At 39.6% G+C, this 25,621-nt stretch carries 19 protein-coding genes and 1 pseudogene; 13 read left to right on the top strand and 7 right to left on the bottom strand.

Translation table 11 applies throughout. The features are described from left to right. The first annotated feature begins 90 nt into the window (after positions 1–90). From FPK91_RS03820 to FPK91_RS03805, 4 genes are all read left to right on the top strand, one after another. A complete protein-coding gene (locus FPK91_RS03820; RefSeq protein WP_227006679.1) occupies positions 91–1,674 on the top strand; it encodes a sulfatase-like hydrolase/transferase in 1,584 nt (527 codons plus the stop codon). A gap of 121 nt (positions 1,675–1,795) precedes the next feature. Next, the gene (locus FPK91_RS03815; protein WP_144208222.1) at positions 1,796–3,274 is read left to right on the top strand and encodes a sulfatase-like hydrolase/transferase; all 1,479 of its coding nucleotides are present in this window, start codon (positions 1,796–1,798) and stop codon (positions 3,272–3,274) included. Positions 3,275–3,372: 98 nt separating this feature from the next. Then, positions 3,373–5,409, top strand: a complete 2,037-nt coding sequence (locus tag FPK91_RS03810) for a CRTAC1 family protein (protein WP_227006678.1) — start codon at positions 3,373–3,375, stop codon at positions 5,407–5,409. An 864-nt stretch (positions 5,410–6,273) separates the two neighbouring features. Further along, a complete protein-coding gene (locus FPK91_RS03805) occupies positions 6,274–6,714 on the top strand; it encodes a hypothetical protein (protein WP_144208219.1) in 441 nt (146 codons plus the stop codon). A 261-nt stretch (positions 6,715–6,975) separates the two neighbouring features. Here the strand turns inward: FPK91_RS03805 and FPK91_RS21290 are convergent. Further along, a pseudogene (locus FPK91_RS21290) lies at positions 6,976–7,142 on the bottom strand (IS91 family transposase); the annotation flags it as partial. An 89-nt stretch (positions 7,143–7,231) separates the two neighbouring features. On the opposite strand from FPK91_RS21290, the gene FPK91_RS03800 reads away from it, so the two are divergent. The 3 genes from FPK91_RS03800 (at position 7,232) to lepB (ending at position 10,308) form a co-directional block, all read left to right on the top strand. Then, the gene (locus FPK91_RS03800; protein WP_144208216.1) at positions 7,232–7,555 is read left to right on the top strand and encodes a hypothetical protein; all 324 of its coding nucleotides are present in this window, start codon (positions 7,232–7,234) and stop codon (positions 7,553–7,555) included. 663 nt (positions 7,556–8,218) lie between these two features. Next, a complete protein-coding gene (locus tag FPK91_RS03795) occupies positions 8,219–9,412 on the top strand; it encodes a cation:proton antiporter (RefSeq protein ID WP_144208214.1) in 1,194 nt (397 codons plus the stop codon). Between the two features lie 236 nt (positions 9,413–9,648). Next, positions 9,649–10,308, top strand: coding sequence for a signal peptidase I (lepB, locus tag FPK91_RS03790; RefSeq protein ID WP_144208211.1), 660 nt, complete (start codon positions 9,649–9,651; stop codon positions 10,306–10,308). Here the strand turns inward: lepB and FPK91_RS03785 are convergent. The 5 genes from FPK91_RS03785 to FPK91_RS03765 form a co-directional block, all read right to left on the bottom strand. Next, positions 10,294–10,713 carry a DUF3010 family protein gene (locus tag FPK91_RS03785; RefSeq protein ID WP_144208208.1) on the bottom strand — a complete coding sequence of 140 codons (420 nt, stop codon included), beginning with the start codon at positions 10,711–10,713 and terminating at the stop codon, positions 10,294–10,296. The genes lepB and FPK91_RS03785 overlap by 15 nt on opposite strands. Positions 10,714–11,116: 403 nt before the next feature. Next, complete coding sequence (locus FPK91_RS03780; RefSeq protein ID WP_144208205.1) at positions 11,117–12,475, bottom strand: sodium-dependent transporter; 1,359 nt, start codon at positions 12,473–12,475, stop codon at positions 11,117–11,119. 327 nt (positions 12,476–12,802) lie between these two features. Then, positions 12,803–13,279: an Lrp/AsnC family transcriptional regulator gene (locus tag FPK91_RS03775; protein ID WP_144208202.1), complete on the bottom strand. Its 477-nt coding sequence runs from the start codon at positions 13,277–13,279 to the stop codon at positions 12,803–12,805. A gap of 245 nt (positions 13,280–13,524) precedes the next feature. After that, positions 13,525–15,207 (bottom strand): hypothetical protein, encoded by a 1,683-nt coding sequence (locus tag FPK91_RS03770; protein ID WP_144208199.1) that lies wholly within the window; start codon positions 15,205–15,207, stop codon positions 13,525–13,527. A 482-nt stretch (positions 15,208–15,689) separates the two neighbouring features. Next, positions 15,690–18,239 carry a TonB-dependent receptor gene (locus tag FPK91_RS03765; RefSeq protein WP_144208196.1) on the bottom strand — a complete coding sequence of 850 codons (2,550 nt, stop codon included), beginning with the start codon at positions 18,237–18,239 and terminating at the stop codon, positions 15,690–15,692. Between the two features lie 750 nt (positions 18,240–18,989). Between FPK91_RS03765 and FPK91_RS03760 the strand changes: the two genes are divergently transcribed. Genes FPK91_RS03760 through FPK91_RS03750 form a run of 3 tightly spaced genes read left to right on the top strand, consistent with a single transcriptional unit; the run spans position 18,990 to position 22,564 of the window. Continuing rightward, positions 18,990–20,447 (top strand): sulfatase, encoded by a 1,458-nt coding sequence (locus FPK91_RS03760; RefSeq protein WP_144208193.1) that lies wholly within the window; start codon positions 18,990–18,992, stop codon positions 20,445–20,447. A gap of 26 nt (positions 20,448–20,473) precedes the next feature. Continuing rightward, on the top strand, positions 20,474–21,637 hold the full coding sequence (locus FPK91_RS03755) for a mandelate racemase/muconate lactonizing enzyme family protein (protein WP_144208190.1): 1,164 nt from the start codon (positions 20,474–20,476) through the stop codon (positions 21,635–21,637). A 42-nt stretch (positions 21,638–21,679) separates the two neighbouring features. After that, on the top strand, positions 21,680–22,564 hold the full coding sequence (locus FPK91_RS03750; protein ID WP_144208187.1) for an SMP-30/gluconolactonase/LRE family protein: 885 nt from the start codon (positions 21,680–21,682) through the stop codon (positions 22,562–22,564). Between the two features lie 136 nt (positions 22,565–22,700). On the opposite strand, the gene FPK91_RS03745 is transcribed toward FPK91_RS03750, so the two are convergent. Next, complete coding sequence (locus tag FPK91_RS03745) at positions 22,701–23,660, bottom strand: integron integrase (protein WP_144208184.1); 960 nt, start codon at positions 23,658–23,660, stop codon at positions 22,701–22,703. A gap of 330 nt (positions 23,661–23,990) precedes the next feature. On the opposite strand from FPK91_RS03745, the gene FPK91_RS03740 reads away from it, so the two are divergent. The 3 genes from FPK91_RS03740 to FPK91_RS03730 all read left to right on the top strand — a co-directional run bounded on the left by FPK91_RS03740 (position 23,991) and on the right by FPK91_RS03730 (position 25,612). After that, positions 23,991–24,413, top strand: coding sequence for a hypothetical protein (locus FPK91_RS03740; protein ID WP_144208181.1), 423 nt, complete (start codon positions 23,991–23,993; stop codon positions 24,411–24,413). Positions 24,414–24,536: 123 nt separating this feature from the next. Continuing rightward, positions 24,537–24,809 carry a hypothetical protein gene (locus tag FPK91_RS03735; protein ID WP_144208178.1) on the top strand — a complete coding sequence of 91 codons (273 nt, stop codon included), beginning with the start codon at positions 24,537–24,539 and terminating at the stop codon, positions 24,807–24,809. Positions 24,810–24,949: 140 nt separating this feature from the next. After that, a complete protein-coding gene (locus tag FPK91_RS03730) occupies positions 24,950–25,612 on the top strand; it encodes a hypothetical protein (protein WP_144208175.1) in 663 nt (220 codons plus the stop codon). The last annotated feature ends 9 nt before the right edge of the window (positions 25,613–25,621 follow it).

Below are 25,621 nucleotides of genomic sequence, written 5' to 3'. Positions count from 1 at the left end.
GAAAGCTGAAAGATCTAAGCGCTAAGGTTGTGGCGATAAGTGCCATATGAACAGTGAAACGGTCAGTGGCTTGTTAAAGAGAAAATTGTTATGACGTTTAAATTGAGTTTTAAAAGTGCAGTGGTCAGTGCCTCGTTAGCTTTAATGAGTACCGCGAATGCGGGCACGGTATTGTCTAATTCGGGTTCACAATCACAAGCCGTGGATGCAGTGACAAGATCACAAACAAACCATCAATCAAATGCGGCAATTAAGCAGCCTAATGTATTAATCCTCATGTTTGATGACATGCGCTTTGACACCTTTTCATACCGTAACGGCCCTGTTAATACCCCCAATATTGATGCTCTTGCCAATGAAGGTGTGCGCTTTGATAATGCCATAACCAGTACCGGCCTTTGTTCACCTTCTCGCGCCGCTATGTTTACTGGGCGCTGGGGGCATAAGACCGGATTGGATGATAATGTGGGTTTATATCATTCCCGGGTTGATGAACTTAACCCTGAAGAAGGGGGCGTTATACGCCGAGCTGTCGATGTGGGTTATAAAGTCGGTTATGTGGGTAAATGGCATATAGGCGCTCAAGGCCCAGCCATTCGTGGGGCAGAATTTATTTATGGCCATGATAAAGACGTAGAACGTCATGGACGTCAATGGGCACCTTATGAAACTAAAGCCAACATTGATAAATTCAACCGTGGTGAACGTGATGCTAATGGTGAAAAGCATGAATATTACCGCACCATGCCAGGGACATTTGAAGACACTCACGCAGGCAAAGAAGTCCGTGAAGGGCAAAAAATGCTCCGTGCAGCCGCTAAAAAAGATCAACCCTTTTTCGGAATCGTCAGTTTCGAACAACCCCATCCGCCATATCGTGTGCCAGAGCCTTATGCGAGCATGTTTGACCCAGAAACTGTGGTATTGCCAAAAAACCACGCCATTAAACGTGTAAATAAACCCATGTCGCAAGATGATATTTGGTGGCCTTGGCACGATATTAGCCATATGACAGATGAAGATTGGCGTAAATCACGGACTTTTTATTACGGCGCAATTGCCATGATTGACCACGCAGTGGGTGAGTTAATTAACACCGCCAAAGACGTGGGCATGTATGACGATTTACGCATCATCATTATTGGCGACCAAGGCAGTATGTTAGGCGAGCATAATCTCTATGATAAAGGCCCGTATGCCTATGATGAATTAATGCGTATGCCATTAATTATTCGTGACCCAAGCGTTGAGCCTAAAATAATTGAACGTCAGGTTTCCATGCTTGATATTGCGCCGACATTGTCTGAGTGGATGACATTAAAATCTGACGGTGATGTTGATGGTCGTTCTTTAGTGCCGCTAATGCAGCAAGGTGATGTAGCTGATGCTGGCAAAGTGGATTTAGCCCTATATGCCTATGAATGGTACAACGGTGGCTGGTTTGGTATTCGTGCGGTGCGTACACCTGAAATGAAACTGGTCTGGAATCCTGGTGATAGTCGTGATGAATTATACGACCTAAAAGCCGATCCTTATGAAATGACCAATCTAATCAAAGACCCAAAGTATAAAAAACAGCTTAAACAAATGGTGAAGCATATGAGTGATGAGCTTATTCGACTGGAAGATCCTTCTATCGAGAAATTTAGACACCATATGAAGGCATTCCTATAAGCCCTGATAAATAGGTCTTAATGATAAGTCGCTAACTAATATAACTTATTGCTAGTTCACCACTGATAAAAACGTGCTTATTGGCGCAGTGGTTATTAAACGTTTACGAGAAATGGATGTTATGAAAACAAATAATAAAACCCGATTACACCGCAAGCTATTTGGTGCACTGACATCAATAGCGCTGATCAGTACAGCGAGTATATTACCTGCACAAAATGTTATGGCCGCAGAGGCAAAGCAACCCAATATATTACTGATCCTGGCTGACGATTTAGGTTATAACGATGTGGGCTTTAACGGTTCAACTGATATCACTACGCCAAACTTAGATGAACTAGCCAACAACGGAACCTCTTTTTCTGAAGCGTACGTGGCACATCCATTTTGTGGCCCTAGCCGTGCCGCACTCATGACCGGCCGTTATCCCCATAAAATCGGCTCTCAGTTTAACTTACCGACAAAAGGTTCTGACGTAGGAGTACCAATTGATGAGCAGTTTATCAGTAAGTTATTACAAAATAATGGATACAGAACTGGCGCAGTCGGTAAGTGGCATTTAGGCGAAGCACCTGAGTTTCATCCTAATAAACGCGGCTTTGATGAGTTTTATGGTTTTACAGGTGGCGGGCATAATTACTTTCCTGAGCAGTTTAAAAAGCAATATGAAAACCAAGTAAAGCAAGGCCATTCCAGCATTAATCACTACATTTTGCCCCTTGAACATAACGGCAAAGACGTTGATGAAAACGAATATATTACCGACGCGCTGTCTCGTGAAGCAGTTAACTTTGTCAATGATTCAGCTACTGATGACAAGCCATTCTTCCTTTATGTCGCCTACAACGCGCCACATGTGCCATTAGAAGCAAAAGCAGAAGACATGGCTAAATTCCCAAACATTAAAGATGAAAAACGTAAAACTTATGCGGGTATGGTCTATGCGGTAGACCGTGGTGTCGGTGACATCGTTGCAGCATTAGAAAAAACACAGCAACTGGATAACACGCTTATTGTATTTCTTAGTGATAACGGCGGTAAGTTAGGTAAAGGCGCAAGCAACTATCCATTAAAAGAGGGTAAAGGCAGTGTTTATGAAGGTGGATTTAGATCGCCAATGTTATTTCATTGGCCTGAGAAAGTCGCTTCAGGACAACGTTTCGAGCACCCCGTTTTAGCGCTGGATTTATATCCAACATTTGCCGCACTTGCAGGTGTAGAGATTCCAACAGGCAAACGTCTTGATGGTAAGGATATTTGGTCTGCGTTTAGTGCTAATGAAAACCCACATCAGGATGAATTATTTTATGTACTTCGTCACCGTAAAGGCTTTAGTGATGCAGCTGTTCGCCGTAATGAATGGAAAGCCGTTAAGCATGGCAATAAGCCTTGGCAACTTTTTAATGTTGAAACTGACTTAAACGAAACCAAAGATTTAAGTAGTGCCAATCGTCCATTATTAAACGACATGATCCGTGAAATGGAAAAATGGAGTTGGGATAACAAGCAACCTTTATGGTTCCATGAGCAATTTGAAGGTGCTGAGTGGCGATTAAAGGGCATGCCGCGGTTTGACCAAACATTTAAAACAACAAAGTAAATTAATCTCTTTGTCTTTTAACAGGTGCTTACGACAATAAGTAAGCATCTGACATTCCTTATATATTCCTATATACCACTGCAATAGGTTGATTACGTATGCCTTTTATTCATGTAAAAGACGTTGTTTCGTCACGTCTATCAAATCATCAAACGGTAAAGAAAGCCTTATATCCTATGATGCTAACGACGGTTTTTGTCGCTATATCTGGTTGCCATAGTGTAACTCAGGATGAACGCAAAACAGCCAATAACGCTCATGATGTTATTCAACAGCATTCAACAGCATTGGTGTATAACAACCAACCAATGTTCACTGCAGCGCACCGTGATATTAAGCTTGAAACGGTCAGTCGTCGTAAGTGGGATAATGCCGTTGTTGCAGATTTTGATAATGATGGTTTTCAGGACTTACTACTAACGGACCATGGTTTTTCAGTAAAGCTTTATTGGAATAACAAAGGTAAATACGGTAAAGGTTATGATCTTATTGTGGGTGATATGCATGGCATTGGCGTTGCTGATTACAATAATGATGGCAAGGTTGATGTTTTAATTTCTCGTGGCGGCGGTTCGGGTTCAAATGCCCGCAACGCCAAACTTTACCATTTTGATGGTCGTAACATCATTGAAGGTAATGAGTTCGAACCGCCACTGCAAAACTTACGTGGCAGAACCAGTAAATTTTTTGATGCAAATAATAATGGTGACTTAGATCTGCTGTTAATGGGATTTCCTCAACGAAATGCTGGCAGCCAAACGGCTAACTTTGTCTATAAAAATGATGGAAAGGGCAACATCAGTGGTGCTGTCGATTTACCGCAAACCTTCATGGATGGTCAAAAGGTATTAATCACTGACTTTAATAATGACAATATTGATGACTTATTGATTTACGGCAATGCTAGCGTTATTGCGCTGCAAGGCAATGGCGATTTGAGCTTCACTGATGTCACCGATACCGTTTTAGGTAAAAAATATAAACACGTAACGGGAATAGCCGAGATTGATTTTGACAATGATGGTGACTTTGATTTGTACCTCACCACAGCAACGCCACTGGAAGCGGGTGATACTTTCTTCGATAAACCGACGTCAAGCTTTGGCTTTTACACCAAACGTGGTTCGTTTCAGTTTGATGATTTAGTCCTAGGTGAAGTGTTTGATTTACAGAACTATCAAGCGCCATATCCGCATCAAAATATCTATATCGGTGAGGGCGCTTATCAGTATCAAACTGAAGGGGAGCTTCATAGTGGTCAGAATGTAAAGTTGGTCAGCAGTAATGCACTGGGGTGGCCTGATAAGTTACCGAATAAAGGTTTATACGTCGGCTATATTGGCAACGATACGTGGCGAATTGCGGGTAATACTTTTTCACCCACTACGGGGGTGATAAAAGATGTACAAAAACTGGCGACCAACAAGTACCAAGCGGAATTTACTAATAAAGCTGAGCCAGTCGATATATTACTTGAAAACCAAAACGGAAAATTTGTCGACGCATCCGCTCCATCAAACATAAAGCTTGAACAGCACAATAGCAGTATTGCAGTGGCTGACTTTAATAACAGTGGCTATCAAGATTTATTCATTGTTCAACAAGGGAATTTAGCTAGATCAACAGTACAAGCTATTTGGCTCAATCAGGGCAATGGCAGCTTTGAGTTAGCCAAACACCATGGGGTTGTATCCAATGAAATCGGAGCCTTAGGCGCTGGCGCGAATGCATTGGATTATAACAATGATGGTGCAATGGATTTAGTCTATGCCAATGAACGGGGTTTATGGCACTTGTTTAAAAACAACGGATTAAAGGGCACTAATACCAGTAGTAACGGGAATTACATCGTAGTAAGCATTGATAACTCACCATCGGGTAGAGCAACAGCACAAGGGGCTTTAGTCAAACTCACTGCTTGTGGCCAAAGCCAATATCGCCGCGTAGGTGCATCTGGGGCGGCTTATACTCAATCATTTAATAAGCAGGTTCATTTTGGCCTGGGTAATTGCAAGGCAATAGAAACAGTCTATGTTCGCTGGAGTAATAACGAAGTCTATTCAATAGAAAACGCCAAGGTTAATAGCATCAATCAAATGGTATTCGACAAAAAATATATCAACAACAAAGAGTAATAGTGACAATGAAAGGTTTCCCAACTTAACCAACTTGATTAACCGTTTCAATCGCGCCGTAATTCGACTTTATTTGGATTACGGCTTTTTTATGGCATTAATTTATTAATTCCGGCTTATGTTTTTAACCAACGCAGCACTGTTTTGATGCACGGTTATAAGGAAGTGTTGACTATTCTGAAGGAGATAAAGGGCAAACTAAAAAGGAAAATGTACAGATTAAAATTAAGTGCATGAAATATATGATTTTTGATGATGATTAACACAATAAAATCGTCCTAAGAACGGTTCTTAGTTTCTACAAAGCTGATAGGTAAGATTTGTAAAAGTTTGTCCGTAGCTGGTTGATGTCGATACACAATAACTGTAAATTAAATGTTAAATTCAAAATGGTTTTGTTCTTAGTCAGAATTCAGCCCAATATACTGTTAAACCTACTTAGTAAGGTAAATTGAATGACCCGGGCTAAAGTGTTTAGGCTGCTAATTGTTATCCAAGTGATTTTCACGATAATGTTCTATACGATTCCTATCGAGCTTACGTTTTATATGAGCCCTTTTTATATAGCAGGTATGGCGATTGGATGTTTCTTGATGTTAAAGGCGATTGTTTATACTTGTCCCCATTGTGGGAAACATCAAATCATGCTTGGTTTCTTTGACTATCGTTTGCCAACGGATAGCTGCTATACATGTTACAAGAAAATTGATCTATAAATCTATTAGTTGCGTTATCAGTCAGCCGAGGCCTTAACAAGGCCAAGCAAGCCGACTTCGTCAGTTGTCGCGTTTCTTGAAAAGGTCGCAACAAATCTAGCCAACTACTACACGGTTGTTGGCGTCGTTAGCCTGTAAGGTAAGTTATATGCAATATATCGATCCATTAACCGCTGAATGTGAGCTTTGTGGTTCCAAAAATGAGTACCCTTTAAAAGATATACTAGAGTATAAAGTTGCTTGTAAGAGTTGCATGATAAAAATGACTAGAACCGCGTTAACTATACATAAAGAGATACGGGAACATAATTTGGAGGTGTGGCCTATTCATTTTCTATTGGATGCCCTTGATATATTTAAGCTAGATATTGATGATATTAGTGAAAACGAAATTGAAAAAATGACTCATATAAATGACTTTAATGTTGTTTTAAAAAGGCATAAATGCGGTCAAAGTATTCAAATGATTTTGAATACTCCAAGTATGTGTAAAATTAAGTCAGAAATTGATATATCAAAATTAGAAGAGTATTCATTGAATGAGTTGGCGTTGTTGGCATATCCTGATATAAAAATGGCTAACGAATAACGATAGGCCGCACGCAGCCGCGTCTTATCCCAATTGTACTCTCGATTATGGCTCATAAGCCCGAGTGATACCTTTATATTGTCAATATCGCCGTAAGATCTTACGCTTTTTAGGTGTGTGCTGAGCAGTAACTTTTTTACTAGCCGCATCGATCCCCTAGCATCGCCAGCTAATTTCGTTACCTAAAAATATCAATATCTTAGCACCTCCTTATACTTTTCTTGCTCTGCATCTTAACTGTTAACTTTTTAACCCTTCCGCTTAAACAGTGGCGTTAGGTGTCGTTGGTTTTGTCTAAGAAAGCTTGTCAGTTGTGCATGCACCCCCATAAATATCATCGGTTGTCAGCAGAAGGGCAAGGTCGTATAACTTGAGTTTTAGTGGTTTTCAAGTGGTGATAACATCGCCCCAGCAACGGCTAGCATCAAGAGAAAAATAATTATGGTTGTCACAGTTAATTAAAACTAATTTCAACAAGGTGACTAATAAAGGGGATTCATCAAGGGGATTCAGGTTTATGAATGAAACGCAGAATTGCTCTGGCTGTGCAAAGCCAGTCACAAGGTTTGATCGCTATCCTAAGTATCTTTGTTTTGATTGCGTAGCAGAACTAACTGATGAAGATGGTTTGGGCATTAATTATCACAACTCTTCCCTCGGTTATTTATATGGAACATACAAAGAAGATGCCGCTAAAAGGTACCCCAATAATAGGTGTTTTTATAAAGGCATAGAGTATAGGGCAAGAGAAGGCAGGTTTGGTGGTGTTGTGGTGCAGCCAGCAGTAGAAGGCGAAGCTATTGAAAAAACCTTGGTTCCAAAAGTAGCGCATATCGTATAAGGATATGCCGCACTAAGCAGTCTCCTCTCTAGCCCAAGATTGATATTTGCATGTAGTGAGAAGCCTAGGGCAGACTGTTATATCTTTTTTATTTAAATAGCTGCTCCATAACCTGCTGTTAGAACTGGCAGTTATCGGCAACTATGTTGTAGTTTGTTAGCTCACCTAAACTAACCTAGTCATTTCACGGTCTTAATTGAGTATCTTAAGTTAACTTGCTGAAATTAATTTTGTCGGGTGTTTCTGTTTACTTATAAACTGTACTTCGTGTTCATTGCAGGGCAAAATCGCTAACATTTACTGAACAGTTTTAGTGCTCATTTAATCCTAATTCAGTACAGTAAACCTTCATTTGAGATTGCTCAAAAGTGATTCAGTATTCGGATTTTACATACTGAATAAAAAACGCACACTCATGCTTTTGCCCAGGTGGTCATTGAAAGTAAGCTCATCAAAATTCTAATTGTTGTCCATAGCTAGGCTGATTAAATGGCTTTAAGCAATATGTACACCCTGTTGACACAATTGTCGTCTAAATTAAGCTGTTTTTTTAAATAATGAGTAATATCCTTTGCCTAATGATAACTGCGCCATGTAAGTTAACTCTATGCTTAATTATTCTCGTATATTCAATATGCTCATACTCAATATGGAGGTTGATAAATGTATACCGAGTTGGCGATTTTAGCCGTATTTACTTTATGTTACAGCGTGGTCGCAGGACGTTTTGAACGCTCAATGATTTCAGGCCCTATGGTATTTGTCGTCGTGGGCTTTGTACTTGGCCCCTCAGTACTAAATTGGTTAGACAATGATCTCGATGGTAAGGGGATCAGAGTGTTTGCTGATATCACCTTAGCCATAGTACTATTCTGTGACGCTTCCAATTCCAATTTATCAGTCCTTAAAAAACACATTAATATCCCCACTAGAATGCTGCTGTACGGATTACCGGGTGCAATACTGCTGGGTTTTGCTGCGGGATATGTCCTATTTCCAAATCTAAGTGTGTTTGAAATCGCAGCTCTAGCCACCATGTTGGCAGCAACTGATGCTGCTTTAGGTAAGGCGGTGGTTTCAAGTCCTATTGTGCCTGCACCATTACGTGAAGGTTTGAATATAGAAAGTGGTTTGAACGATGGTATCTGTGTCCCTATCTTATTTGTATTTTTAGCCCTAGCAGCTGGCACAGTTGCTGAGGGACAAGTGTCCGAGCTTGCCGTTCATTTCTTGGTTGAAGAGTTAGGTATTGGTTTGCTGGTGGGATTAACAACTTCTTTTATTGGTGCAAGTCTGATAAAGATTTGTCATAAAAAAGGCTGGATAACGGATGTTTGGAGCCAGAATATCGTACTCAGTTTAGCGCTTTCTTGTTTTGCATTAGCGCAAGAACTAGGTGGAAGCGGTTACATTGCCGCGTTCTCTGGTGGACTATTATTCGGCTATTTATGCCATGAAAGTAAGCATAAGCTGCTACTGCCCACTGAGGGCATTGGTGAAATAATGGCATTGCTGACATGGCTACTTTTTGGTGCATTGGTCATAGGTAACGCTTTCCATGAATTCACTTGGACTATGTTGATTTATGCCTTACTGAGCTTGACTGTAGTACGTATGCTGCCGATATTTTTAGCATTAGGACGCAATGGCGGTAATACGCCGTCTCGGTTATTTTTAGGTTGGTTTGGACCGCGAGGTCTCGCTTCAATTGTGTTTGTCATCATCATGCTAGATAGAGAATTGCCTGGAGGTGACTTTATGGCGATGACGGTGACTTGTACGGTGTTTATTAGCCTGATATTACATGGAATGTCTGCACAGCCTCTAGCTAAATGGATCAGTAAAAGGGCAGATTAAGCATTCATTTAACAATATAAAGTAGGGAGAGATTAGCTATCTCTCCCTTTATTTTTTGTCAGCAGCAAACAAAGCTAATCCCCATTCATGATACGCCATTCACTTTTACGATTAATGACTTTACCCTTTGATTTCACATCATGTATTAGATTAAATATCGTTAAGCTTGATGTTGCTTTTGATTCGTATTTGCTAATCTAAGTTAATGATTTGTTATTACATAAAAAGGAATTTATATGAACAATGCGGTAGTGAAAGCGATTAAAGCCAATAAGTCTTTATTGTTATTTATCATGTTAATGTGTGTTTTTCGAAGCGCTGTTGCAGACTGGTATACCGTGCCGTCGGGCTCAATGAAACCGACTATCATTGAAGGTGATAGATTGTATGCCGATAAAATGGCTTACGATATACGAGTGCCGTTTACTCATATCTCACTGTATAAAATGGCTGACCCACAGCGTGGCGATATTATTATTTTTGAATCAGACGCTGCAGATAACAGACTTGTTAAACGAGTGATTGGTTTACCTGGTGACGTTATCGCATTAACCAATAATGTACTGAGCATTAATGGTGAGACATTAACTTATGAACTCATCAGTTCAACCCAATCAACGGCAGATAAAATCGAGCGCTTACTGGATATTGACCATCTTGTTCGTACTAATGACAAGGGTTCTACCTTATCCAGTTTTTCTGCGGTAAAAGTGCCTGATGGGCATTATCTTGCTTTGGGTGATAATCGGGATCGTAGCTCAGACTCTCGCGTTATTGGTTTTGTCCCCAGAGACGAAATCATAGCCAAAACATCCAGTGTTGTTATGTCATTTGACTATGATAATTACTATCTTCCACGTACAGATCGTTTATTTCATAGCTTAATTGAGGGCTAAACTTTCATAAGCAAGATCATAAGCTTTGCCTAAATCTACGGTTTTAGGTTTAGCTGACTTGTGGTCTGCTTCTCGTTTATCGGTTGCTCTTATTGTGGCTGGATGAATAAAAACGATAGCTGGGGTCAATGTCGCCAATAAAGCACCTTCTAATAAAAAAGTACCCGCACCGCCAGCACCTTGTCCAGTAGTAGAGCGTCTATTAATAATGACTTTATCAATTTTATTGGCATCACAATATTGTGAAATTTGCTCTATCAGAATTTTCACCTCCGCTTGCTGAGGATGCTTGTCTAAAGCCAGTTTATTGAACTTAGGATTAATGAGTTCATGTTGTGTTCTTGTACCAGTTAACGTCACTATCCGCATTTCATTTGCTTTAAGCATGATTCCCATCACATTCATTAGTGCTTTCTCTTTATTGTGGTTTTTAAGCGGTCAAATCAGTATTTTGACGTCGCTGACAGATAAACTTAATCGGCTATTATGATAATAGTAGTGAAAATAATAGTGTTAATAGCGTACTAACTTAACATGGCACTGTTTATTTATACAGTATTTGGTGGGAAAGTTTTTAAAGGCGGTGATAGAGGGTCATATTATCTTTGTGGTCGTGTTTATTGCTTACATTCTTGTGGTGTCAGTGGATGTTTTTACTACTAACGAAGTTTTGCATTCGCCGAGTTTAGCCATGACTGAGTCGGGGGGATGTATGTTCATTTCCATTTTATAGAAAAAAGGCTATAAAATCATAGCCTTTTACCATTCCTATTATCATAGATTTTTTAACAGCGTCTTTATCGAGCCATTAGCCAAAAAATAACTGCACTATGATGACACTAATTAGCAGTGGGCAGATAAATTTCACATAGGTTGGCCAAACTCGCCAGAAAAAGCTGTTTTCATCTACACCATCTTGCTGAGCGATAGCAGACAGTAGCCCATCTCGGTGCCAAACCCAGCCCATGAATATCGCAATGCCTAAGGCGATTAATGGTTGAGCACGTTCGGTAGTTAGCGTGATAATTAACCCAAATAAGGCATCAAAGTTAAACACAATAACGCTGGCTAGAATCGTAATCACGGCGCTTACCAGTAGGGAGGCTTTATTACGATTAATGGTAGTTTTCTCAACAATGTAACTGGTTGGTACTTCGACAATTGATATCGCTGATGTTAAGCCTGCAATGGCCATTAAGGTAAAGAACACCATGGCTAAAACGTATTGACTGATCCCGCCAATAGAATCAAATAACGCCGGCAGTACCGTAAATACTAGGGTGTCTGAATTTAATAAACTGCCATCGTCGGCAAAAATTTGTACGCCATTATGTTGGGCAACATACATCGCAGGAATGACCATTAGCGCAGCTAAAAAAGCGACAGTCGTGTCAGTTAACGTCACGTAGGCGGTTAACTTGCCGATATTTTCTTGTTGGTTTAAATAAGCGCCATAAACCATCATTGCACCGGTACCAACAGATAAAGAGAAGAAGGTTTGACCTAAGGCTCCCACTAAAACATCGGGGTCTGTTACGCGGCTAAAATCGGGGATTAATAATGCTTTCACACCTTCCATAGCACCAGCCTGGGTGAGAATATAGATTGCCCCAGCAATTAACATCAGTAGTAAAAACGGCATCAATCTTTTTGACCAACGCTCAATGCCTTTTTGTACGCCTTGACGGATCACGAACACGACCAAGGCCATAAAGATAACCGTAAATACCAGATTACGACTTACTGAAAAATCAGTCATCCAATTCGCTATAGTGGGCTGACCCATAACCTCCGCGATAGGTGCTGCAGCAAAGCTTATAAACCAACCTGATAAAATACTGTAAAAAGTACATATGAGCGTAGCGGTGACGATTGAGATAAAACCAATCGCTTTACCGATATTACGGCTTTTAGATGTTGAACCCAGTTTACCCATAGCGTCTGCAGGATTAGATTGTCCGTGACGACCTACCATTAATTCAGCCATTAACATCGGATAACCTAATACTATGATAAGAAGCACATAGACGAGTAAGAAAGCGCCACCACCGTGACTGGCGGCTTGTGTTGGGAATCCCCAAATATTTCCGACACCGACAGCGGAACCCGCTGCAGCCATAATAAAACCAATACGTGAACTGAATTGGCCTGATGATTTTACGCTCATGATTAAACTCTATAGACACTCTTTATTGAAGAGCGCGCATACTAAAGCTTTAGCTAATAAAGGCAATGAGTTTTTCTAGCTCAAAATTACGATATAAAGCAATAAAAGAGTGTGATTTATTATAAATTTGATTGTATGTTTCAAGGGGTGGGCTTGGTGGTGGATTTTATGTCGCAAAATGCATTTTAGGTTATGAGTGGCGCAATTTAAATTTTGGTGATTAAGTTTACTAAAAGTGATCTAGCGCCCATCGAGCTGCTTAAAACCGCACTTTACTGATGTAGGTTGTATTGTGTTTTATCATTGATACAGAGCGGCTTAAACGCTTTATTTTGGTAGTGGAATGGCGGTGCTGTTTTTTACTTTTTTAAGCGCGAAGCTGGAATTAACTCCAGCTATATGAGAATTAGTGGTCAATTTTTCCAAAAGGAATACTTTATATTGCTGCATATCTTCTACGATGACTTTCATATGGTAATCAGCTTCACTGCCAGTAATTAGACTGCATTCTTGTACTTCGGGGTATGAGCTTATTACAGTTTCAAAGGCATCTAATATATCTGAGCTGTGCTTATCTAAACGGACTAATATGTATACTGTTAAGGCGAGATTAAATTTGTCAGCATTAAGAATGGTGGTATAACCGGTAATATAGCCAGCATCTTCTAGTGCTTTAACGCGTCGTGAACATGGCGACGGCGACAAGCCAACCTGTGCCGCTAGATCTTGATTAGACAATTTCTCAGTCGATTGCAACAGTTTTAGAATATGCAGATCAGTTTTATCAAGTGTTAACTCTGCCATGATAGTACCTTAAAGAATGAGAAAGGATCGTTGAGTAAAATGATTAATGTAATGATATTAGCTCATTATAAATAGCCAGCTTGGTTAATACAAAGCAAAAAGAAAAATGCCGTTTGATTACGCAAACGGCACTGGTATTTAAGATGAATAAGCGATTCAAGCCTATTCATTTAACTCATGAGAATTAACACATGAGAATTAACAATTGAAGTAAGTCATTAGATTAACAGTTCGTTATTTGACTGCTATTCGTTAATCCATTTATGTGCAGAGCGGCCATTAACAAGTACGGCATCTTCACGATAAAGTACTAGCTCTGGACGTTCTAGCGGCAGTATTGCAGAAGGCTGAATGTCAGCGGCTGAAATGTCATAATTGTAACGGCCTTTTTCAAATGGACCATCTTCTTCGCTGTTCATTGCAGAAGCGATAAGTACCGGTACCATTGGCTTAGTATGTTTTCGGCGTCCTGAAGGATCATCAGGGAAACTACCATAATTGGTACGACCAACTCTTTCACTTTCGGTTACAAAGTACATTGAAGAAGGGCCAATATCTGCCATTGCTTCATCGTTTGTTCTGTCTAAGCGGATCACACCATCAAAGCGGGTGTTACTAAAGTGACCGCGCGTAAATGTTGTTGAATCACTGGCGTTAGCCATAACAGCAAAAGCACTATCAGTCGCTGTAATGTTTGTACCCCAGATATTGTCGATGATTTTTTCATGTGGCTTTAAGAACACAGCCGCCATGCCTTCATAGTTATGAATGTTAATCATACGAATATCAGTAATTGAACCGACATTTTGTCCCGCACGGTTTAAGTAATCATTTGGCTTGCCACTACCAGGCTCTAAACGAATAGTCAGTCCGCCTTGTGCGGTTAAATCTCGCAGTAATACTTGGCGGCCACTAAACAGTTGCACTAAAGCATAGCCAGTAGCGACTTTGGTATTGGTGGCATTTTGAACCACGCCTTTAACCGCAATACGATTATAAGTTTCATTATTCTCAACTTTACGAATGTCGCTGTCTGCAACGATAAATACCGATGGAAATATTGAATAATTATCTTCAACATGAAAATTTGAAATGGCAAAGTTTTCGACATAACCTACGCGAAAAGGAATAGAGTTTCTGAAAATAACAGGGTTATTCACATCAACGGTAAATTTCTTAGTCGGGTGAGTAGAAGTGATTTCAATGTTATATAACTTCGGCGGTAGGTTTTTAGCATCACGTCCCGCTGAAAACAAGGCTCTATCGACCATCTTAATGGTGGCTTCTGGGTCTATTTCAAGACGTACATTTGATTTAAGGTTGATTTGAGTTAATACGTATTCACCAGGCGCCATACGCACCACACCCCCCATTTCTTCTTCAGTTGCGCGATTAATCGCATCTTGAAGACGGGCAACCATTTCAGCCGTGGTGCCACCAGGATAGACCATTTCAGGCTCATCATCGATGACTTCGTTAGTGAAGTAATTAACCTCATCAACGATAACACTTTCACCTAATCCTCCAGCAATCGAGCCCATTGGTGCATACTCAAGTGATGGCGTGTAACGTGGGAATCCGCGTTGAAATGGAAAGCTAATACGCACTTTTACTTTTGACTTCGGCGCTAACTCTTGTGTTGTAACTTCATAATAAGGCACATTGTTTGCTGTTTGACCGTCGACATTGATCACTGGCACAGTCGCGTGATCAATCAGTAGACGGAAATTGCCTTTAATGGCATCACGGGTACGGTTTCTAATTGTTACATCAAAAGAGTAGGTTTGGTTTTCTTTGTCGATAATCGGGCGTGAGTATTTTTGGATAAAAACATCGCTGTTAATATTGTGCCACTGTGCTGAAGCAATGTTGGAGTAAGCCAACATTGCTAGAGACGCAAGTATCGTGAATATACTGGTAAATTTCATAGGTTTTCCTTGTGCAATTAATGATAATTTATAGATGGTTTACCGTTATCTAATCCATTAGATAGGCTTAGCCATGTTCAAAATGTGCATTGATTAAAAGCGAACGTTTTCTTCATAATGTTATAAAGAATTCAAGGAACCGCAGTCGTTACAAAGGTGAAGATAACTCTGAAACGACATGGCTTAAATTCAATCGCTAAAGTCAGTCGCTAAACTCAGTAGCTAAAAGCAAAAAAGTGCCAGAGACTCATTCATAGAAACTTATTCAAAGGGGAGTTTCATAGAAACTCGGCCATTACACATAAAGGGGAGATGTAATGAGCGAGTCGTCTCTGACAAAAATAGAATTAATAACTTGTAGATTTCGTCAATGAAATGGAGTTTTTTAATTATGTGAAACTGAGTTTAATGCTGTTGGGGCAGAACAAACTCAGTATTCAATGTTAATCGTCTTAACAGCAGACGATTAACATTGTCATAAATTAAAATGAGTATTGAACACTGCCACCGTAGAAACGATTCCAGTCACGAGGGTAGAAACCTTGACCAAAACCTTCTTGGTCAGTGTTTTGACGAGTAGTGTAAGATTGGTCAAATAAGTTTTTAACATACAAGCTGAAATATAAGTTATCGCCGCCGAAGTTAAAGTAAAGATCCCAAATACTTGATGATGGATTAGCGTTTTGATCTAATGCTAACTCATTGATTGATTGTGTATGTGCACCGTTATAACGCCAATTTGCTTGTAAGCTACCATTCCAACCCGTATCACCAAACTCAGTCGAGTATTTAAGTGAACTGAACAATTGTTGCTCAGCATTGTTCGGGAATGAAAGACCTGTTTGGTCAAAGCTTTGAAGACCAGTAACAGGATTAGTAGAACAACGATCTGCTAACTCACCGCCATCGCCTGCAGGACAGTTGATTGGAGTGTCAGAGAAATCTTCATAACGTGCATCGAATATGGCGTAACTTGCAGTCCAGCGTAAATCTTCAGTGATGTCTACAATCGCATCAGCTTCAAAACCCGTTGAACGCGCTTCTTTAGCATTAACATAACCCGCGAAGATAATATTGTTTTCTTCATCAATGACGCGTGTTGCACGTACTTGGTAGTCTTCAACTGACATATCAAAATAGGTTAAGTTGAATAAAACATCGTTATCAAAGAATCCTGAACGAACACCAATTTCAAAGTTGCTTGATTGCTCAGGTTTAGTCGGGAACTGATCAGCGTCAGCAGGGTTCGTGTTAGTGGTGACAAAGTAAGATGCACCTTTATAACCCGTAGAGTAGTTAACGTATGCACGAATAGATTGAGTGAAGTCATAACCCAGCACTGCTTTATAGATAAAGGCAGTATCAGAATCTGAGAAAGTGGTTTTCTCTGTTTGACGTTTAATCAATGATGGATCAGTTTGCGCCATTGCGTAAACTTCTTCATAGGTATCCATGCCAATACCATCAGCAGGGGTAAATAAGTCGGTACGTTCGAATGTTGCTTCACCATTTTCGCGCAGTGCACGGAAACCGAATGTCGCATCTAATTGATCGGTAACTTGGTATTCAAGTTGACCAAAAACGGCAAAGTTTTCAAAATTTGTGGTGAAGTTACCACCTGAAAGAAGTCGACCAGGGGTTAATTCATCCATCATGCTTTCGTCAAACTGCTGACCAGCATAATTTGCTAAGAAGTTACGGGTTGATTGTCTATCATAACAACCAGCTAATTCGCCGCCTTTAATAAAACCAAAGTTACCGCCATTACAACCATCACGGGTTTCAGAACGCTGACCATCGGTGTTGTGATAGAACAAACCGACTATCCAATCAAATTTTTCATTATCAAATGAACTGAGACGCAATTCATGTTGATTTACTTCAACAGACTCGTTGCCACCGAATGCTGAACGTTCAATCGGAAAATTAAGGTTGAAGAAACCAGAGCTGTTATATAAGTCAAAATCACGGTAACTACCGTTATAAGACAGGGTTAAATCATCATTTAAGTAATAATCAGCAGCAACAGAAAAACCTAAGTTTTCAGTTGAACCATAGTTGGCTTCTTTATTACGTGCAGTAACAGGTCCGCCAGCGTCATCAAAAGAAGAAGTTGAATTAATACGGTTATAGGTCGTGCTTTCAATAGTGCCTTGATCATTAACATTAATGATAGGTCTAGGGCCATAGTCAGGGTTAACCTCACCAATTTGCGTCATTGCACAACAGTTAGTATCCGTTTCTGCATATTCAGCACGGAATAGGATATTAAAATCTTCACCGTCATCATATAAAAGCTGACCACGTAGACCTGACTTATCTTTAGCACCAATGTCATAGTTTTCGTTGCCTGGCATGGTGTTCTCAATCCAGCCATCAACTTCACTCCACTGTGCATTCATACGAAATGCCCAGTCATCCGCGAAAGGGACGTTTACGACACCGCTAACATCAATACCATTATCTTGGGTAACTTCAGTTCTGATTTTACCGCTTACCGCATTTAGGTTTGGCTTTTTAGTCACGTAGTGCAACATACCCGTAGAGGTATTTTGACCAAACAGTGTCCCTTGTGGGCCACGAAGTGCTTCAACACGTTCAACATCGGCAACAGCAAGGTTAAGCATTGATTGGCGTGGTAAAACTTCACCGTCGATAACAATTAAGTTAGATGATTGCAGACCAATAGAGTTAGTGAAGGTACCAATACCACGGGTTTTTAAGGTCTTAGTACGGATTTCAGTACTGTCATCGATACCAAAACCGGGTAGGTATTTAACTAAGTCGAATCCGTCTTGGACACCCAGTTGTTGAATTAAATCACCGTCAAGTACTTCAATAGAAACTGGAACATCCTTTAGTGCCTGCTCACGTTTTTGAGCGCTTACCATAATGACTTCAATATCTTTAGTTGAAACCACTTCTTCGGCAGCACCATCTGCAGCTTCCTGAGCATATAGGTTGCTTGAAATGGTTGCGAAAGAACAACCAGCCAGCAATATTGCTTTGTGCAATTTACTATATTTAGGCATTTTCTTACTCCGTGTATTTATTATTTATGTCTCATTGCGGGAATTTCTCCCCCCCCATACAAACCAGAACTTGGTAAACCACGACTTAATGTTCACAGTGTATTAATGGTGCTTGTTAGTATTTGTATATTAAACACCCAATACAGTTCATATGAAGTATTTAAACATATGATGTTTAAATGTGCAACATGTTAAATATTTGTTGTTATAACGGTGCTATCATCTTGATTTTTATTTAGTTATTGCATGAATTGTCATGTTTTGTAGCTGCTTTGTAAATAAAAATATCTATCAAAAAGTCAAATTAATGGCATTGCTTGTGCCCAAGTAATGACGTTTTTTGATTATCATAAGCACCACATCAGTGCACTCAGAAATTGTAAGGTACTACTTTTGTTGCAGTTTTAGGTGGGTTAGCTAGTATAGCGAGGTGCTGTAATCGATTTGTTTATTAATCTGTAATGTTAATTTAAGTAAAATGAGACATTTAAACATCATATGTTTGAATAGTTGTAATGTTTTGGTTATGCTTTCGATTATCTTGTATAGATGAATGCGTTATTTGACCACAATTACCTTCGTTATTTGCTAGTTCAGTTGACGAGTTAAGGTAACCGGTACAAGAAGCTTGTTTTTTCTATACCCATAAACTGAGTGATAGAGGATTGTGAATTCAATGAAATGAGCCGCTGATATTTAAATCAGATTACTCAACATTGGTTAACAAGGTTAAATCTAGGAGCATGAATCATGAAAACTAAATTGTTAGCAGGGTTAGTTACCCTTACTAGCGTATTGTCGTTAACAGCATTTGCACCATCCAATGCGTTAGCCGAAACAGTTAACGCACAAGATAAAAAACAACAGCCAAATATCATATTAATATTTGCAGATGATGCAGGTTTTGCAGACTTTGGTTTTCAAGGCAGCAAAATAATGAAGACCCCACATTTAGACAGTATTGCAGAGCAAGGCGTTGTTTTTAGTCAAGGCTATGTCAGTGATTCAACCTGTGGCCCTTCAAGAGCAGGGTTAATGACAGGGAAGTATCAACAACGTTTTGGTTATGAAGAAATTAATGTACCTGGTTATATGAGTGACAACTCAGCATTAGATGGCGCAGAAATGGGTCTACCAGTTGATCAAACAACCATGGCTGATTACTTAAAAGGTCAAGGGTATAAAACCGCTATTTTTGGTAAGTGGCATTTAGGCAGTGCAGAGCGTTTTCATCCATTAAACCGCGGGTTTGATGAGTTTTTAGGCTTTAGAGGCGGTGATCGTAGTTATTATAAGTACCCTGAAAATATCACTAGCATTAACAATCCTGATGACATCATGTATGACAAACAACTTGAGCGAGGCTTAGGGCATTTTGAAGAGCGTGAAGAATACCTGACTGACGTATTAGGTAAGGCGGCGGCAGACTTCATTGATAGAAACCAGCAAGACCCTTTCTTTATCTATCTAGCCTTTAACGCTGTGCATACTCCATTAGAATCTGAACCAGACGATCTTAAACAATTCCCTCAACTTAGCGGTAAGCAACAAGAACTGGCTGCAATGACGTTAGCCATGGATAGAGCGACAGGTTATGTAACCGACAAACTTAAATCATTGGGGTTAGCAGACAATACCATTATTGTATTTACTAATGATAATGGCGGCCCAACAGATAAAAATGCATCGAGTAATGCGCCATTGGCCGGCACGAAATCTAACTTTTTAGAAGGTGGTATCCGTGTTCCGTTTATCATGAGTTGGCCTGCCAAAATAAAACCCAATCAACAATTTGATTATCCTGTATCGACCTTAGACTTACTGCCTACATTTGTCAGTGCAGCTGGTGGCATTGAAACAGTGACTGACAGTGATGGAGTTGATTTACTGCCTTATATTACGGGTAACAATAAAGCGCGTCCTCATAAGCAGATGTTTTGGAAAAAAGAAACCAGAGCGGTTATCCGTGAAGGCGATTGGAAAATGATCCGTTACCCAGATAGACCAACTGAACTTTATAACTTAGCCAATGATATTGGCGAACAGACAAACCTTGCAAACGACCAGCCACAGCGGGTTATATCCATGTATAAAGATTTGTTTGCATGGGAACTGACATTAGAGCGTCCAAGATGGTTGCTGAAACGTAAATTTGAAAAGTATGATATGGATAGAATGGATAAATATCGTTTACCCGCGAGTCAATAAAATAACAATAATAAGAGAACAACATCATGAAGATAGAATCTGTTGAAGCTATATTAGGTAGAGTTGGCTCGCGCAATCAGTTACTCGTTAAAGTGGTCACTGAATGCGGCATTATCGGTTGGGGTGAATCAGGCCTTTCAAACCGTGAATATGCTGTTATGGGCGCGATTAAACATTTTAGTCAATTTTTGAAAGGTAAAGATGCCAAACAAATAGGTCGTATTTGGCAAGAGTTATACCGAAGCCATTACTTTGAAGGTGGCCGCGTGATCACTGCGGCGATTTCAGCCATCGATATCGCTTTATACGATATTCTCGGTAAAAAATTAAACATCCCTGTTTATCAACTGCTTGGCGGCCGCCAACGTGACAATATTCCTTGTTTCGCTTGTTGCTATACAGAGGCTGATCCTGACAAGTTAGATGATTTAGTTAAAGAGTCAAAAGCCTTAATTGCTTTAGGTTGGACAACAATTCGGGTTATTCCAAGCCGATTTGATGACTTAACCACTTTTGAGCCACAAGAATCAATTACCCGCACCGCGCGCTGTTTAAATGAATTACGTAAAATTTTAGGGCCAGATATTACCTTAGGCATCGATTATCACCACAGATTAAGTGTCGCTGAAACCGCTTCATTTTGTCAGCGCCTAGCGCCTGACACGTTGGACTTTATCGAAGAGCCTATTCGTAATGAGTCGCCAGAGGCTTATAAAACCTTAAGAACGATGACAAATATCCCGTTCGCTATTGGAGAAGAGTTCAGCTCAAAGTGGGCAGCTAAACCTTATATTGAACAGGGACTGACACAATATTTACGTGTCGATGTGTGCAATATTGGCGGCTTAACTGAAGCGATGAAAGTATCAGGCTGGGCAGAAGCGCATTATATCGATGTCATGCCCCACAACCCATTGGGGCCAGTATGCACCGCCGCTACAAACCATTTTGCCGTAGCATTACCAAACTTTAGCTTGATGGAAACACATCAAGGGCCGTTTAGTCCGTTTGGCGCCCATGATGACAAACTGTTTCCGCAACAACATAAGTTAGCAGGCAATAAATTTATCGTGCCTGATTTACCAGGTTTAGGTGTTGAAGTGAATGAAGCTGAATTTAGAAAGTCGACCCCAATAGAGATTGAAGCGCCACATTTAAGCAAGCGTGACGGTTCACACACTAACTGGTAACTAAGACTATGACTGAAGAAACAATATGACTGAAGAAACACTATGACTAAAGAAACATTAGCCGTGCAGCAATACGATACCAGAGTAAATTTTGTGGGTGAAAGCCCATTATGGCACCCACTGCGTAGTACCTTATATTGGGTCGATTTCCCTAATAATCTATTAATGGGTAAAAATGTCACTGAATCAATTGAATATACTTTTGATGAAATGGTCACCGCAATTGGATGGATTGACGAGCTTCATTTATTAATAGCCACAGCAACAGGCTTGTATCAATTTAACCTCGAGTCAAAGCAAAAATCTTTAGTGGTTCATGTTGAGCATGAATTACAAAGCAATCGCAGTAATGATGGCCGCGCTGATCCATGGGGAGGTTTTTGGATAGGCACCATGAATACCGATGCCAAAGCCGATGAGGGTGCGTTTTATCGTTATTACCACGGCGAGTTACGAAAGCTAATCCCTGATTTGTCCATTCCCAACGGAGTGTGTTTTGATCGTTCTCGCCAGCGTTGTTATTTCACTGACTCAGCGAAACAGCAAATCTATGTGATAGCGCTTGATGCAAACACTGGCTGGCCTATACAAGATGCCGTTAACGCCACACTGTTTTACGACTTTTCAAATACGGCAGTGTCACCTGATGGCGGCATTGTCGATGCTGACGGAAATCTTTGGGTATCACTTTGGGATGGCGGGGCAGTTATGTGCATATCGCCTGATGGCGTCGAGCTAAAACGTATTGCTGTTGGTACACCAAGAGCCACTTGCCCAGCTTTCGGTGGTGATGAAGCTCAGCTATTGTTTACCACAACCGCTTCATGTGGTCTTGAAGATGAAGCCGTAACTCAAGTCATTCATGGTGCAACGCTATTAGTGACGGGAAAAGTGAATGGTGTTTTTGAACCCGCAGTAAAAGTGTAGATCTCAATAGTACCAATATACAAAATTATCGAGTGAGTCTGACTGTGAGTTCTCGTTCTGGCTGTCAGTTCTTCTATAGCATTTGGTTGTCACTGTAAGGTGACAACAATCAATTTAATTTAAGCGATCAAAATTTTTAAATACAATCCATAGGACTTTGAACTCCAGTTTTATGTAAGCCAGCAACATGGGTATAAACCTGAGTAGTTTTAACATCATTATGGCCAAGTAACTCTTGCACAGTTCTAATATCGTGCCCCCGTCGGAGTAAGTTGGTTGCAAAAGAATGCCGAAACGTATGCGCCGTCACGCGTTTGTTAATTGATGTTTTGCTAACCGCTTTTTGTAGCGCTTTTCTAAATGTAGTGGGATCGATATGGTGTCGGCACATATAACTGCTAGTAGGATGTACTACGCAATGCACCGAAGGGAAAAGGTATTGCCAATGAAGTTGTTTAGCGCTGGAACCAAACTTTTTAATTAAACTAGCAGGTAAAGAGGCCATACCTAAGCCCTGGGACAAATCTTGCAAATGAGTTTGATGAACCTGCTGTATTTGCAATGTTATCGGCTCGACAGTGATTTTAGGTAAAATACACACCCTATCTTTTTTACCTTTTCCTCTAAAAATAAACAGTGTCCGCTGTTCAAAATCAATATCTTTTAGTCTCACATTCAACGCTTCACTTAATCTAAGGCCTGCACCATAAAGTAGGCTTGCGACTAACTGATACTTGCCTGACATATGACTAATGACCTGCTTTGCTTCATCGTCATTTAACACCTGCGGAATACGAGTGGGGGCTTTAGCGTAAGGAAATTGTAGATTATCAGTATTAATTGCCAATACATGCTTAAAGGCAAATACCAGTGCGCAAAGTGCTTGCTGCTGAGTACTACTCGATACTCGCTTGTTATTCGCCAGAAATGATAGAAATTGTTCAATATGTGTTGGTTCAATATATTTTGCACTCGTGAATTTGAAATGCTTGATGAAATACCTGTTCCAATATAAATATGATTTCTCTGTTTGATAGCTATAGTGCCTGACTCTAATTTGCAACCTAATCGCTGCTAAATATTTTGTATCAGCCATAGTCAGCTCCTTAAAAATTTATAACTGTATATATATACAGTTATAATGCTTATTAGCTAAACAGCAATGAATGAAACGAATAAGCAACCTAAAGTACTACTTTGAAAAATATAGAGGTCGTCATAGTTTCTTGATTTTATTGAATTAAAGTTATTAAGCACATTTATTAAACCACTTTACTTGCGCAACCTCGCTTTGTTTCTAATCACGATAATAATTTATTGCTTTACATCAATTAGTTAGCAAATGTAGGATGTTGTTTATCAATAAGTTAAGGGGCCGCTTTTATCGCGCAAGCCCTTCAATAAGCTGTTAGTAAGCAAGGAAACTATGCGTTTAATCGTCACATTGTTTATTATTTCGTTAATTACTTCTTGTAGTCGAGATGTTTACTACGCGGCAGATGGTTTTTTCTTTAGTGCAAAAGGGATAACTAAATCACAGTTATTACTTATTATCGATGAATTTTCACAAAAAGAATCTTTTGAAAAACTTTCCGAAGGTGGAGAACGAATGCTACCAGAAGTTAAGATCAACTTTATGTGGGCGTATTATAGAAATGAACATGGCTATGAGTTCTTGGTTCAAAACGTTTTAAATAAAGATTGTTTTACCTTGGCCACGTATGACAAAGAAAAAAAAGGTGAGGAGTTCGCTAAAGAACTAGCTAACAAGTTAAAACAATTATTATTGCTGCAATATAAAGATACTTTTATTCAGTATGAGGATAAGTATTGTAAAGTTGCTTACTAACAAGCTGTTAAACAAGGACAAAACACAGTTGGCTTTTTGTTCACTACGTTCACTTATTTTAGCCAACTATATTTTGCCTGTTAACAGGGCGTTATATGCTATTCAAAGAGTTGGAGTTTTAAATTGGAATATAGTCAAACTAGTCAGACTACTGACCGAATCGTAGGTGTTGGAAATAGGCTAATATCAGCAATTGAGTTGCAAGCGAATAATCAGAAAGAACACCAAAAAGCAGTAGAAGAAAGCTCTAAATCACAAAACAAGCATCAGAAATCAATAGTAGCTCTAACTGTTGTAATTGCATTATCTACAGTAATTTATACTGGCGTAACGGTATGGTCGACTTTGTTACTACATAACCAAGTACCAACAGAGCAGACTGTAAGTGAAAACTAAGGTTTAGTGTTTTTCGCATATAACAAGAAAATCAACAAGGACAAAAAACAGTTGGCTTTTTGTTCACTACGTTCACCTATTTTAGCCAACTACTTTTTGCCTGTTATTTAGGCGTTAGGGTACTCTAAAGTTAAGTAGATATGGATAATATTGAGCAATATAAAAAGTTAATGTTCGATTGGTGTAGTGATATTTTGAAACCGCACTTAAACGAAATTACAAACGGAGAAAAAGTAGACCTTCCTGGTAGAGATTTTATAGATCTCTTATACCACAACTTCTACGACATCATGGAAACCTATGAAGCTCTAGAACTTTCTGGAATTTTGTTATCAGTAAACGGGCCTAGAAGTAATAAAGTATCTGAAGATAAATATTGTAGGTATGTGATCAATACATACCTTCAGGATATGTACATATTAAAAGAAAGATTGAACTCTTATGCTACAAAAATTAAACGAATACACAATAATTTAGGTCGTACTCAATTTGTTGATATATTCATTGAACCAGTTTTCGATGTCATTAAGTCAAGCTTTAAAGGAATTGTAGATACTCGAGGAGGTCATGTACATCAACGAAGATATACAGATCAGACCTTAGATGACGCAAGCTTATTTTCTTCAACTGCTAAATCGGATCCAAAATTTTCACCTGTCTCTAAAGTTAGCCTTGGATTACTAAAAGAAGAGTGGGGCGAAAGAATTAAAAATAACAATGCAAAAGTGGAAGAATTACTTAATTATTATTTTGCTTGTTTGTATGCTGTAGTACAAGAAAATCAAAAGGTTATTGTGCCATAGTACCCTAAC

This window comes from Shewanella donghaensis (assembly GCF_007567505.1).
Classification (GTDB): domain Bacteria; phylum Pseudomonadota; class Gammaproteobacteria; order Enterobacterales; family Shewanellaceae; genus Shewanella; species Shewanella donghaensis.
Note: the sequence above shows the minus strand (reverse complement) of the source record. Positions and strands in the feature narration are given on the sequence as shown.